The sequence below is a fragment of the Hymenobacter lapidiphilus genome (assembly GCF_003417065.2).
Lineage (GTDB): Bacteria > Bacteroidota > Bacteroidia > Cytophagales > Hymenobacteraceae > Hymenobacter.
Genome location: NZ_QVLT01000045.1, coordinates 15,307 through 28,413, shown reverse-complemented (window position 1 = coordinate 28,413; position 13,107 = coordinate 15,307). Strand labels below are relative to the sequence as shown.

The following is a 13,107-nucleotide window of genomic DNA, read 5'->3' as shown; positions in this document are numbered from 1 at the left end:
GACGAAGAAATCTTCTGTGCTAATCGTTAAAATACGTCCCCAACTGATTTAGCACGCGAGATTCTTCGTCCTTGCTCTAAGCGCAACATGCTCTGAATGACGTTCCTTCCGCTAACCATTTACTAAAACCGACGTCCGTGCCAGTTCGGTGCGCAGAGTATTGATGGCCAGCGCCAGTGGCATCTGGGGCACCGGATTGGACAGCAGCAGCGGCCGCGCCCATTCCCAGTAAGCACCGAAGTTGGCGTAGCCGGGCAGCGCCGCCAGCACCTCGGCTGGTGCTTCTTCCGGCCCGAAAACTATCTGTTCAGGTGCTTCGCCGTCCTGGGACAGCTGCCACCGCTGCCGTAGCCGGCGGCGCAGGTGCAGCTCGTGTGCCAGGGCGGCGGGGTCGGGTACCAGCAGTTGTTGCTGGCCCAGACGAGCCCACTCGCGCAGCTGCCACGAGAGGCCTACCGCTACCCGCCCCTGCTGCCGGCCCGAGGTGAATACGCGCACGGCCGGACTGTGGCGCACCCGCAAATCATGGCGCAGGAGGGCTTGGTAAAGGGCCTCGTCTTCCAGAAACGGCACTACGGGCAGCCCACCTACCTGCCGGTAGGCAGCCACCGTAACGGCTAGGCTGGCCCCGAAGTGCTGATGGTGGCGGGGCCACGGGTCGTGGGGCTGAGGGTCGAGCTGGGTTTCGAGCTGGGCCCCCAGCAACTGGTAGGTGGCATCCTGCAACTGGCAGCGGCGCACGGGGCAGGCGCGGCTGCTTTCTTCCATCAGAATGCGACCGGCCACGGCATCGACGCCCAGCCCCAACTCCCGGAACGTGGCATCCAGCCAGTTGGGGGCCACGCGGGTGTCAGCATCGGTACTGATGATGGTGGCCTGGGGCTGACCAGCCAGTTCCAGGCGGTGGGCGGCCTCATCCATAAGCAGGCGGCGGGCCCGACCTACGTGGGCTTCAGTGGGCGGCAAAGTGAGCTCGGCTGCATGTAGCACCAGGGCCGGGTGGGTGGCGGCGAAGGTCTGTACGATTGCGGCCGTATTGTCGGTGCAATTGTTGGCCAGTACCAGCACTTCGAAGCAGCCGGGCGGCAACGGCTGGCCCTGCTCGTCGGTTTGGGCCGCCAGCGCGGCCAGCGTAGCGGGCAATGCGTCGGCCTCATCCTTGGCCGGAATAATGATAGTGGCCCTTAAGGCCGGGGAGGGCGGCGGCAGATGGCTCCAGGTCGAAACGGGCAGCGCCGCGTTGTTGGGGTGAGCCGAGTGAAACCGATGCGGAGTAGCGTATTCCATGCGCTGCTTTCTACGCGGCGCGCGGTATACAGTTGACTCCAAAATCAGCAAAAACCATACTGATGAGCTTAAAAGCCCGAAAAAGCAAAAACTGCAAGCCGCAAGCCCCCCGAGGGTGCCTGCGACTTGCAGCTTATAGCTGGCAGCCGGGAAGAGTTAGAATGCTTCGCCTACTGCGAAGATGATACCTGAGTTGCCACCCGAACCCACGCCGTAGTCGAGGCGGATGTTGAGCCGGTCGAGGCGGTTGAAGCGGAAGCGTATCCCTGCTCCACCGGCGTAGCGCAGCCCGTCTATGGTATAGTCGTCGAGGTTAGGCGCCACCTGGCCCACAGCCCCAAATACAGCGCCATCAATCCGCCAGAATAGCTTCTGCCGGATTTCGGCCTGGGCCGTGGTGAACTGCCGGTCGCGGTAGCGGCCTTCGTAGATGCCGCGCATCAGGTACGCGTTGTTGTAGAGCGAGCCGCCGAGCGTAGCGCCCATGCCGCCCCACTCGCGAAACGGCACATCGCCGGTGTGGTACTGCCCCAGGAACTGCAGTGCCAGAATAGTATTGTTGGAGCCGAACAGCGGGTTGAAGTGGCGCGCATCCACCATGTAACGGGTGAAGTTGTAGTCGCTGCCCAGGCCTTTGCCGGCAAACAGCACGTGCGCATCCACGAAGTTGCCCTGGTACGTGGCCAGCAGGTTGTCGCGGCTGTCGTAGAGCAGCGCCGGGCCTACGCCCGAAGTGGTGTAGCCGCCGCGCTGCTTGGCCGGAATGGAGAAATAGGAATCTGGGGTAGCTTCGTCGTCACCATCCTCCTTGAGCTTGACGGTGCCCAAATCGGTGAGGCGGTAGCGCAGGCCCACAAACAGGTTGGGCTTGACCTTCACCAGAGCCTTCTCATCAAATACCCACAGCGGGTATTGGATGTTGGAATACACGTCCTCATCGGTGTCGTTGCCACGGCCGTAGTACTTAAACGCCAGGTCGAAGTAGCTCAATTCGCCCGAGAAGAAGAACTTTTCCTCCTTGGTGAAGATGGCGTGCGTGAGCTGCACGGTGGTCTGCTTCTTCTGCGAAATCCAGGCAATCAGGCGGGCATTCGACTTGCGCACCGTGGTGTCGGAGCCGAAACGCCAAACCGGCAGAATGGCCACGCCGCCGGCAAAACCGGTTTCCTGCTGATAAAAGGCGATGGGCACTGGTATAAAGCTCGGCTTGTCGGGGTCGGAAGGCGTGAGCTTGGCTTTGGTGGTACTCGCCGGTACCAGGGCCCGGTTAAGGCCCACCGGCGCGCCCACGAGCACGGGCTCAGTAGCCGCCTCGGCCGAAGCCAGAGGAGCGGCCGAAGCCAGCAGCGGGGCGGCCGAGTTGGGGGCGGACGACTGCGCCAGGGCAGCCGGGGTGGCCAACGCACTTAGCGCCAGCAACGGGTAGAGGAAGCGCATACAGTGATGGCCGGGTGAAAAGGAAAGTGAGAGGAAACAGCTCCGGCAGGCCGCCATAACGGGCGGGCGCACGAATCAGGCTGTGGCCTGTGCTAACGCAACAGTAGCGGCTGCGGTTGCCCGCGTTTTCAGACCAGTCCCAACATCGAGAACACCCCGGCCAGCATAATGAGTTTGCACCAGGTACTAAGCCGGGCGAAGTGCTGCCGTTGGTCGGCACGGCGTAGGGCGGCGGCCAGCGCCAGCAGCGGGGCCAGCACCAGCACCAGCAGCCACAGGCCCAACCCATAGCGGTGGCTCATAAACAGGGCATTGAACACGGCCCCGGCCACCAGCAGCCCCAGGCAGGCCAGAAAAAAGCCGGCCACCCACTTGGTGCGCGGTACACCCCACACCAGCGGCAGCGTGCGGCACTCGTGCTGGGCGTCGCCGCGCATATCCTCCACGTCCTTCACAATTTCGCGCACCAGCGTGAGCAGAAACGCGGCCAGCGCATAACCCCATACCGCTGAGCGGCTGGTGTGCAGCTGCAGCTCGGGCAGCAGCACCAGTGCCGCCGTGAGGGTGGCAATGCTCACGTTGCCCACCAGCGCAACCCGCTTAAAGCGCGCCGAGTAGCCCCACAGCAGCAGCGCCGAGCCCAGGTTGACGAGCCCCAGCAGCGGCGAGAGCAGCGCCCCCAGCCCCACGCCCAGCCCCGAAAGCACCAGGTGGGCCAGCATAGCGTACCGCCGGTTGATGCCACGCCCCACTACCAGCCGCCCGGGCCGGTTAATGGCGTCAATCTTGACGTCGTAATAGTCGTTGATGATGTAGCCGGCTGCCCCAATGCACAGGGCCGCCAGCAGCAGTACCCCAAAACCGGGAGCCAGCACCTGGCGCCAGGGCAGATGCGGCAGCAGCAGGCAGGCACGCACCAGCAGCAGGCACAGGGCCATAATCAGCAGGTTGGGCAGGCGCACCAGCCGGGCCAGTTGCCGCCAGCTGCCGCCGCTACTGCTGCCCGGGCCAGTGCCAGGCGCTGTAGCATCGGCGGCAGACGGGGGCGGGCGGAAAAGCATAAGCTGGAGCCGGAAGAGCAATAGGAAGCACAAAGATGGCCCAGCCAAAGCGAAAGGCCCCAAAAAAGCCTCTCCCGAAAACGGAAGAGGCTTTTATTAATGGCCGACTCGGGGCTACAGGCGCTTTACGTTTACCGCGTTGATGCCCTTACGGCCCTGCTCAGTATCAAACTCCACCCGGTCGGTCTGCTGAACCTGCCCACCATTGAGACCGGTTACATGCACGAAAAAATCTTCGTTGGTTTCGTCTTCGGTGATAAAGCCGTAGCCTTTGTCTTCGTTGTAGAATTTAACGGTACCTGTTTTCATAAAAGAAGGGAAGAGAAGGGGTTGTGGTGGAACGGATTGAATTGGCTTTTCTGGGCTGAAGTTAATAAGCGGAGCAGCGCCCACAGGCATCTGCTCCTATCAAGCCGGCTCTTCCTCCCTCTTCCTTCTCCATGTGTCCGGCACGTTTGCGGCCGATCAGGCGCCTGCCGCATAGCAATAGTACGCTTTGCGTGGCAATACTTCGCAGGCCTGCGGCGGCTCCAGCGCAACTGGCAGCCGGGTCGGTAGTCCAGCCGGGCTTTCGCAATGGCGCGCAGGTGGCCGGTTTCGCGCAAAGCACTGCTGCCGCGCTGCATTCTGCCGGCCCAACCTATAGGCCGCGCCCCCCTTGCCGGCCACCGCTTACCAGGTACCCTGCGCCTTCATCACGGCCTCCATCAGCTCGCGCACGGCGCCGTGCCCGCCGGGCAGCCGGGCCACGTAGTTGCTGATGGCCTGCACATCGGGGGCGGCATCGGCGGGGCAGGCCGCTACGGCGCAGCGGCGCATCACCTCCAGGTCGGGCATATCGTCGCCCATGTAAGCAATGCTGGTCGTTTCGAGGTGATAGGAATTGAGGTAGTTGTTGAAGATTTTCATCTTGTCATCCACGCCCAGATAGATATCACGCACATCAAGCGACTCCAGCCGCTTGCGGACGCCCTCCTCTTCGCGGCCCGAAATAACAGCCACCCGGTAGCCCTGGCGCAGGGCATGGCGGATGGCGTAGCCGTCGCGGATGTGGAACGAGCGCACCTGCTCGCCAGAATTGAAGGCGAGTAGGGTGCCATCGGTCAACACCCCATCCACGTCCAGCACAAATACTTTAATTGCTTTTAAATCGACTACTAACGACATAGACATATTAACCATGGCACAGGAGTGCGCCGGCCAGGCTGCCGGGTACCCATCAGAGAGAAAACTGCCGGACCGCCGGCGCAGCACAACCTATTGGTTGTCGCGCCACTCGTACACCCACTTGGCCTGAATCTGCTCCAGATGGCCTTCGTTGGCCTGCTCGCGGGTGCCTTCGAAGTTGGGCAGGCTCAGCACCCAATCCAGCAACTCAGTAAACCGGATACGGTAGATTTTGGCCTCGCCGAATTCGTCGCCGAATTTCTCATACAGGGCAATGGCCACGTCTTCGTGGTCGCTCCACTTAATCGGGGGCTCGAAATGATTCATAGTCAGGAAGTGCTGAATTTGGAAAATGCCTAGAGCGTGAAAGCGGCCAGCATGTTGGCTTGGCGCCCTCAGGCCACCGTTTCACCCTCTTCACTCTGAAATTTAGTGCCCCAAGAAGTGCTGGGGCGGAATGCGCACTACTAGGTCGGTGCCACCCTGCACCACGCACTGGCAGGCCAGGCGCGAGTTGATGCGTGGGTTTTCGGCCCGGTCGATGAAGTCTTCCTCGGCATCGGAAATTTCGGGCAGGTCGTTCTCGCCCTGCTCAATGTATACGTGGCAGGTGCTGCACCCGCACACGCCGCCACAGTTGTGCTGCAGCTGAATATCGTTGTTGAGGGCCACGTCCAGCACCGATTCGCCCTCGGCGGCCACGTGCGTCTGGTCGGGCTGGCCGTCCTGGAAGGTAAACGTAATATTGATGGCTTTCACGGCGAAAGGCTAGGTACACAAGGCAAAAACGAAGGGGCAAAGGTACGGATGTACCCCCCCGAATCAAAGCCGCAAACCGGGTCCATTGTTTGCTGCAGCCGGCAGCGGCCCGGCCGTGTCCTGAATGCTGGCCGTGAGCTGCTGGTAGAGCTGCTGCCAGCGCGGTCGGGCGGCCAGCGCGGCCGCGTGGCGGGCCAGCGTGGCGGCATCGTGGCGCACGGCCGGGCCGGTCTGGGCCACGAAGGGCGGCTGGGTCAGGGCCTTATCCAGCGTTTCGCGGATAAGCGGGTGCAGTAGCTCCCAAGGCAGCCCCGCACCCTCCAGCAGCTCGCGCCCAATACCAAGCAGGTGGTTAGGGAAGTTGCTGACCCACACGGCCGCTACGTGCAGCTGCAGCCGCCGGGCCGAGTCCAGCTCCCGCACGTCGTGGCTCAGCGAGGCGGCCAGCCGGTGCAGGGTGGCCCGCGCGGCCGCGTCGGTGGCTTCCAGGCACAGTGGCACGCTCGCCCAGGCAATTGCGCGGCCCGGCCCAAAGGTTTGGAGCGGGTAGAACACGCCGCCGCGCAGCTGCTCTTTATAGGGAGCAAACACGGAGAGCGGCAGCGCCCCGGCCGTGTGCGCCACCAGCGCCCCAGCCGGGAAGCGGGCCGCCGCCAGCACTTCGGGCACTACCGCATCGGGCAGCGTGAGCAGGTACACGTCGGCGGCGGGCAGGTGCTGCAGGCTATCGGCCACGGGGGCAGGCACCGGCAGCCGGCAGGCCAGCGCCGCCCCCGATTCGGGGCTACGGCTCCAGAGCCCTACCACCTGGTGGCCGGCAGCGGCCAGAGCCGGAGCCAGATGGGCAGCCACCCGGCCGGCCCCAAGCAGCACAATCCGAAGGGGGATGAGGTCTGTTGTTATCATGAATGCAAGACTGACTGTTTAGTAACCCCGATGGCCCTTTTTTGAAATTTTTGCAGCAAAATGATGCAAAAAATAGTGTTTAATTCGGCATATTGCCGGTGCAAATGCCATATGTTTTATAAACGGGGCAATTGTCTGCCTTCTTTTTACTTCATTCCTTCACACTTTCTTCCCTTACTCATGACAAAAATCTACACTACGGGCCGTACCACCAAAGCCTGGCGCAAGCTGGCCCTGTTGGGCCTGCTGGGTCTGGGTACTGGTGCCGCCCACGCCCAGTCGCTGAACTACAGTATCGCGGGGGCTACCAACGAGGCAACCATGTATAACGAGTTGGGAGCCGGGGCTACCGTCATTGCTACGCCCAACACCGATGACGCCAACTCGGCCGCCACTCCCATTGGCTTCTCTTTCAACTTCAATGGACTGGCATTCACCGATTTCGTGCTGAATACCAATGGCTACCTGGCCTTGGGTACCACGGCTCCGGCGGCACCTTTCTTCCCCACTTCCTCTGTCACTACCACCAGCGGACCGCTGAACGATGCGGCGCAGAAAAACCTGCTGCTGCCGTTCAACACCGACTTGGAAAGCGCCGCTGCCGGCCCGGCAGTTTACAGCTACGCGCTCAGCGGTACGGCCCCCAACCGCATCTGCACCATTCAGTGGAAAGGCGTGAGCGATAAATCGGCCGCCACGCCGGCCAAGCAGTACCTGTCGCTCGACTTCCAGGTGAAGCTGTACGAAACCAGCAACCGCGTGGAGTTCGTGTATAACACCGCCACGCCTTCTGCCAACACCGACGCCTTTAAGTCGGCGGTAGTGGGGCTAAAGGGCACTGGTGCCGCCGCCAGACAAGTGCTTTTGGCCTCCAAAGGCTCAACGGCAGCCTGGTCCACTACTTCCTTTATCACGACGACTTACCTGGAGGGAAGTGCAACGGGCGTGAATGCGCACAACTTCCGCCGCACTGTTGGCCCTGATGCAGGGCGCACCTACCGCTTCGAACCCCAAAAAGCCAACGACGTAGCCGTTCAGACGATTTACTCGTCGGGCAAGCTGCCCATTCCTTTCGGAACGCCGCACGTAGTACGAGCCTTCGTGCAAAACGTGGGAAGCAGCGCACAGGCTAATGTGACCTTCACGCTTACCGTAACCGGGGCCAACACGTTCACCAACTCGAAAACGGTTGGCGCCCTGCCGGTAGATGCCGCCGGCACGCTGAGCTTCGATGCCTTCTCGCCCACGAACCCAGGCACCAACATCATTACGGTAACTGCCGCCAACGACGAGAATACGGCCAACAACTCCAAAGTATTCACCAGCTGGTTAACACTACCACCTTTGCCTACGCGCAGCCCGGCCTGGTTTCGACCGGCGACGGACAGATTGGCTTTAACACCGGCTCGGGCATTCTGGGCGTTAAATACACCACCGCCACTGCTCGTACAGTTACGGGCGTAACGGTACGCATTGCCGATGGAGCGGCCAACGTTGGCAACAAAGTATACGGCGTAGTACTCGACGCCAGTGGCGCTATCATCGCCCGCTCGCCCGATTACACGATACTGGCTACCGACTTAAACCAGGAGAAAACATTTGCCCTGAGCGGTGCCGTTCCGGCCGGCAGCTTTATTGTTGGTCTGGCCCAAACTGCCAATGCCACTACCGGCTACTTCCCGTTAGCGTCGCAGCGGTACGAAACGCCCACGCGCACCGACGCCTATTTCTCCATCCCGCTGGCCGGCGAGCCCCTGCCGACGCGGCAGCCTCCAACCTTGGTGCGCTGGTGATTGAGGCCATTACCGGTGCCCCAGCAACCTGCCCCCCACCAAGCGCCATTACGGTTACGGGCGTAACGGCCACTTCGGCCATTGTTTCGTTCACTGGCCCGGCCAACGGCACGAGCTACGCTATCGTCTACGGACCACGCGGCTTCGATCCGGCCACGGCTGGCACAACGGTTACAACCGCTGCTTCTCCCTTCACCCTGACGGGTCTGACGGCCACTACCAACTACGATGTGTATGTGCGCGCTATCTGCGCCGCCCCCGACCAGAGCACGCTGGCCGGTCCGACAGCCTTCACTACTGCCTGCGTACCGCCGATTGTCAGCACGTTCCCTTACACCGAGAACTTCGACGGTGTAGCTGCCGGGGCCCTGCCCTGCGGCGTTGCAACGGCCAACATCAACGCCGATGCCAGTACCTGGGGTATTGTAACGACCGGCACGCCGGCTTCGGCACCAAACCACATGCGCTATACCTTCAGCGCTACTAATGCGGCCGACGACTGGTTCTACACGCCGGCGCTGTTCCTGCGGGCAGGCACCACCTACCAGCTCACGTTCAGGTACAAGGCCGGGCTGGCTGCTTTCCCCGAGGGCATGGAAGTGAAGTACGGCAACGCCGCTACGCCCGCCGGGCAATCCATCCTGCTCTGGCGCAACATCAATATCAATAACGCTACTTACGCTACTACGGTGGCCGGCAACGACGACGGGCAGGTAAAGGCCATTACGCCAACTACCACCGGTAACTACTACATCGGCTTCCACGCCATCAGCGCCGCCGACCGGTTCAACCTTTACGTGGATGATATCAGCGTAACGGCTTCTACTATAACCGGCACTTCGCAGGCGTTGCAGCAGGCCATCAACATCTACCCCAACCCTACGGCCGGCAACCTCACGTTTGACGTACGCGGTGCCAAGGCCAAAAACGGCCTGCAGGTAGAGATAACCAACATGCTGGGCCAGCGGGTGCACACCTCCACGGTGCGCGACAATGCCGTGCAGGTTATCGACCTTCCGAACCTGTCCAACGGTATGTACACCGTGAAGGTGCGCAACGGCAACGAGTTCATGATTCGTACTATCTCGGTGCAGAAGTAATTCGGCCCTGATAGTGTACCCTAAAGGGGGCAGCCGCTTGGCTGCCCCCTTTTTTTATGTTCTGGCTGCTGGTGGTACTTGCGGCCGGCAGGTGCCAAACCATATAGCAGTTGCGCCAAAAGCATACCCGCTGTGCTGTAGAGATGTAACAGCTGGAGTAGCATCATGGAACGGCAGTGCTGTTGCATAAGCAACATCAGCCACAACGAGACTCCTGCTATTGCGTCTTTATGGCAGGCTGCGCCGTTCACGAAACTGCTGTAGCCGGGTGTATCGGGCTGGGTAATACCTCGCCGGGCAGGAGCAGTTCGCGTGCTGGCGGCTGGCCCCGTAGCAGCCGGGGCAAACTGTAGCGGGCCTGAGGCTACCGGGCGGCGTGGGCCCACCAACGGCAAGCGCCCCCGACGCAGGAGCATCGGGGGCGCTTTTGCTTTTGCCGGTTAGGGCGCTTTAGGCTACGGCCTTGGGGCGCGGTATCACCGGACGGGGCCTGGAACCGGCTTCGGGAGCGGGCACTGCCGGCGCTTCCTTTTCGCGGCGGCGCCTGTAGATGGCCATGGCGAAGCCCAGGGCCATGAGTAGCGTACCGCTCCAGAGCAGGTTGATGAAGGGCTTCTCGACGGCTTTCAGAATGATATAGTCTTTCTGGGTAGTGCTTACCCCGAACGTGAACTTCCCTTTCTCCGGGTCCACGTTCAGGAAGCTCAGACGCAGGCCCAGGTCCTCCACCTCGTCGGGCATGCGGCCGATGAGGCGGTTGCGCACCGCAAACACCGGATGCACGTGGTACTGCTTCTTCTCACCGGATACCAGGAAGTCGCCCTGAATGGCCAGGTCGTCCTTGTCCAGGCCCAGGCCGGCCGTTTGCTTGGCCGGCTCCACGCCCCGGAATACGGCGAAGTAGTCGTTGAGGAAGATAGTGTCGCCGATGCTGAGCACATGCTCCTTCACCTCGCTCCAGTCTTTCTCCTGGTCGATGGGCGGCACGGCGCTGATGTGCGAGTAGATATCGTGGTCGAGGAACACCTTTACATCGGGCGAGGCCAGCAGGCCGCCCATCTGCTCGTTTACCTGCGCCCGGGGGTAAAGCGTGAATTTGTCCTTGGTCTCCCGGTCCTCGTACTCGACACGGTAGTAGGTGTTTTCGGGCAGAATTTCGAGCGTGTCGCCGGCCTTGTAGTATACCTTGTCGCCACGCTTCACATCGGAGCGGGCCAGGGCCTTGTACTCGTCATCGGTGCGGTAGAGCTGCTGCTTGTCTACGTAGCCGGGTACGCCGGGCACATCGAAATACTGGCCGGTATAGCGCACGTCGTACGCCCCCATGCGCGTCACATCGTTACGCCACAGCAGCACGTTGTCCTGGTTGGTGGTCTGGTCGAATTCGCGCGAGTAAAGCAGGCCCGAAGTGTTCTGGCTGATGATGTTGGAGTAACCCGACGAAGCCAGTACGCCCAGCAGCATCAGGGCAATGCCAATGTGGGCAATGCCGCCACCTGATAGGCTAACCTTGCGCCGCAGCAGCGTAAACACCATGCTCACGTTGGCCAACACCCCAAACAGGGCCGTAGTGAGGAGCGCGATATACGACAGCTCCATTTTCTTGCCGTTGTACTGCACCAGCAGAATAACGAGGGCCGCGCCGAGCAGCGCGAGCATGGCGGGCACCGTGAGGGTATTGGTCAGGGAAGCACGGTCGTTTTTCTGCCACCACATCAGCTGGGCCAGGCCCGAGCACAGCGCCACGCCCACGCCCAGCCACAGCTGAAACTTGGTGTAGTGGGCAATCTGGTCGGCGGGCAGGGCCAGGTTCGATTTGATGCCGATGAAGCCCAGGAAGGCATTGTACACCGGAATGCTGGTAGTGAACAGCACCTGGAACGCGCCTAAGCACAGCACCGTGGCGCCCACGAACACCCACAGCTCGGGGTTGTAAGTAGTCAGCTCCTTCTCCGAAATCGGGATGTGCTTCCAGCGCCAGATCAGCAGGGCCACGCTCAGCACCACAAAAGCAGCCAGGTAGATAATCAGCTGGCCCGAGAGACCCAGGTCGGTGAACGAGTGGACCGAGGCGTTGCCCAGCACGCCCGAGCGGGTGAGGAAGGTAGCGTAGAGAATGAGCAGGAAAGTGGCTATCACGAGCACAAATGAGGTGCGCAAAGCCAGCTTGCTACGCTGCCACAGCACCAGGCCGTGGATAGAAGCCACCAGCACCAGCCATGGAATGTACACCGCATTTTCTACGGGGTCCCAGTTCCAGTAGCCCCCGAAGTTCAGGGTTTCGTAGGCCCAATAGGCACCCATGATAATGCCGACGCCCAGGATCAGACCACCCCACAGGCTCCAGCGCAGCGCCGGACGCGTCCAGTTGCTGTACTCGCCCTTCCAGAGGCCGGCTACGGCGTAGGCGAAGGGAACCAGCGTGAGGGCGAAGCCCAGAAACAGGGTGGGCGGATGAATCACCATCCAGTAATTCTGGAGCAGGGCGTTCAGGCCGGTGCCGTCAGCAGGCACGAAGTTGGGGTTGGTCTGCCACACGGGCAGCTCGGGCATAAAGTCGCGCAGCAAGATAAACGGCGACGAGCCGATTTTGAGGTCGCCCAGCACGATGCCCAGAATCATGGACGTGAGGAACAGCTGTACGCCGGCAAAAACAGTCATCACCGGAGCTTCCCAGCGCTTGGCCGAACGCATCAGAATCAGGCCCAGGCATACGTGCCAGAAAATCCAGAGCAGAAAACTACCCTCCTGCCCTTCCCAGAAGCAGGAAATCATGTAGTAGATGGGCAGGTGGTTGCTGCTGTGGCTCCAAGCGTAGTAGTATTCGTAGCGGTGGCCATGAATGATGCCGAACAGGCACACAATCACGGACAATACGGCTACCGAATGCACGATGAAGGCACCACGGCCCAGCTTCATCCAGCCGGCGTCGGTGTCGCCCAGGGTCCGGCCCCGGGCAGCCATATAATAGGAGTACGCCGCCACCGTGGCCGCCACAAACGCCAGAATAACACTTAAGTGCCCGACGTCGCCGATGAGAGTGTTCAGCATGCTTACTTTTTTAGAGCTTAGTGCTTGATACTTAATCCTTAGCTTTCAGAATTCAGAAGACAATTGGTTCTTCTACAGCACTGCCAGCTAAGGGCTAAGCACTAGTTGATAGATGCAGTTGCGCCCTTCACCTCATTCTCCACATACTTGGAGGGGCACTTGAGCAGGATCTTGTCGGCCACAAACACATTGTTGCGCATGGCGCCGGTAATTACCACCTGCTCCGACTTGTCGAAATCCTGGGGCTGAGGGTTAAAGTACACCACGCGCTGGGCAATGCGGTTGGTATCTACCAGCGTGAAAGCGAAGTAGTTCGGATCGAGAGTCGGGTTATATTCGAGGCCCATGATGTTTTTCTGGCCGTCGCGGGGCAAGCGGCCCACTACGTGTACTTTGGTCAGGTTGCCATCGGCGGCCCGCTCGCGGGCTTCCTTGAAGGAAACGTACACACTGGCGTCGCCGGCGGTGCTGGTGATAATGGCAATGGCTACCGCAATGATGGCCATGACGAAAATGTGGGCTTTTTTCATGTCGATTAAAAACAGG

Annotated in this window: 12 protein-coding genes; 2 read left to right on the top strand and 10 right to left on the bottom strand. The window is 61.0% G+C overall.

Going from position 1 to position 13,107, the window contains the following annotated elements; translation table 11 throughout:
• Nucleotides 1-111: 111 nt before the first annotated feature.
• From D0N36_RS17970 to D0N36_RS17935, 8 genes are all read right to left on the bottom strand, one after another.
• Nucleotides 112-1,287 (bottom strand): glycosyltransferase family 2 protein, encoded by a 1,176-nt coding sequence (locus tag D0N36_RS17970; RefSeq protein WP_116943209.1) that lies wholly within the window; start codon nt 1,285-1,287, stop codon nt 112-114.
• A 156-nt stretch (nt 1,288-1,443) separates the two neighbouring features.
• Nucleotides 1,444-2,724, bottom strand: a complete 1,281-nt coding sequence (locus D0N36_RS17965) for a BamA/TamA family outer membrane protein (protein WP_190242750.1) — start codon at nt 2,722-2,724, stop codon at nt 1,444-1,446.
• A 128-nt stretch (nt 2,725-2,852) separates the two neighbouring features.
• Nucleotides 2,853-3,785, bottom strand: coding sequence for a geranylgeranylglycerol-phosphate geranylgeranyltransferase (locus D0N36_RS17960; protein ID WP_116943207.1), 933 nt, complete (start codon nt 3,783-3,785; stop codon nt 2,853-2,855).
• A 114-nt stretch (nt 3,786-3,899) separates the two neighbouring features.
• Nucleotides 3,900-4,094 carry a cold-shock protein gene (locus D0N36_RS17955; protein WP_116943206.1) on the bottom strand — a complete coding sequence of 65 codons (195 nt, stop codon included), beginning with the start codon at nt 4,092-4,094 and terminating at the stop codon, nt 3,900-3,902.
• A 363-nt stretch (nt 4,095-4,457) separates the two neighbouring features.
• Nucleotides 4,458-4,958 (bottom strand): KdsC family phosphatase, encoded by a 501-nt coding sequence (locus tag D0N36_RS17950; protein WP_317191502.1) that lies wholly within the window; start codon nt 4,956-4,958, stop codon nt 4,458-4,460.
• A gap of 84 nt (nt 4,959-5,042) precedes the next feature.
• Nucleotides 5,043-5,279, bottom strand: a complete 237-nt coding sequence (gene iscX / locus D0N36_RS17945; protein WP_116943204.1) for a Fe-S cluster assembly protein IscX — start codon at nt 5,277-5,279, stop codon at nt 5,043-5,045.
• A 102-nt stretch (nt 5,280-5,381) separates the two neighbouring features.
• Entirely contained in the window at nt 5,382-5,711 is a 330-nt protein-coding gene (locus tag D0N36_RS17940; RefSeq protein WP_116943203.1) for a 2Fe-2S iron-sulfur cluster-binding protein, read from the bottom strand.
• A 63-nt stretch (nt 5,712-5,774) separates the two neighbouring features.
• Complete coding sequence (locus tag D0N36_RS17935) at nt 5,775-6,617, bottom strand: Rossmann-like and DUF2520 domain-containing protein (protein ID WP_116943202.1); 843 nt, start codon at nt 6,615-6,617, stop codon at nt 5,775-5,777.
• Between the two features lie 180 nt (nt 6,618-6,797).
• Between D0N36_RS17935 and D0N36_RS17930 the strand changes: the two genes are divergently transcribed.
• Together D0N36_RS17930 and D0N36_RS17925 are read left to right on the top strand one after the other, a co-directional pair.
• Nucleotides 6,798-8,081, top strand: a complete 1,284-nt coding sequence (locus D0N36_RS17930) for a hypothetical protein (RefSeq protein ID WP_116943201.1) — start codon at nt 6,798-6,800, stop codon at nt 8,079-8,081.
• Nucleotides 8,082-8,406: 325 nt separating this feature from the next.
• The gene (locus D0N36_RS17925; protein ID WP_116943200.1) at nt 8,407-9,510 is read left to right on the top strand and encodes a T9SS-dependent choice-of-anchor J family protein; all 1,104 of its coding nucleotides are present in this window, start codon (nt 8,407-8,409) and stop codon (nt 9,508-9,510) included.
• A 450-nt stretch (nt 9,511-9,960) separates the two neighbouring features.
• Here the strand turns inward: D0N36_RS17925 and ccsA are convergent, their stop codons facing one another.
• Together ccsA and D0N36_RS17915 are read right to left on the bottom strand one after the other, a co-directional pair.
• Complete coding sequence (gene ccsA / locus D0N36_RS17920) at nt 9,961-12,561, bottom strand: cytochrome c biogenesis protein CcsA (RefSeq protein ID WP_116943199.1); 2,601 nt, start codon at nt 12,559-12,561, stop codon at nt 9,961-9,963.
• A 101-nt stretch (nt 12,562-12,662) separates the two neighbouring features.
• Complete coding sequence (locus tag D0N36_RS17915) at nt 12,663-13,091, bottom strand: cytochrome c maturation protein CcmE domain-containing protein (protein WP_116943198.1); 429 nt, start codon at nt 13,089-13,091, stop codon at nt 12,663-12,665.
• Nucleotides 13,092-13,107 lie beyond the last annotated feature (16 nt).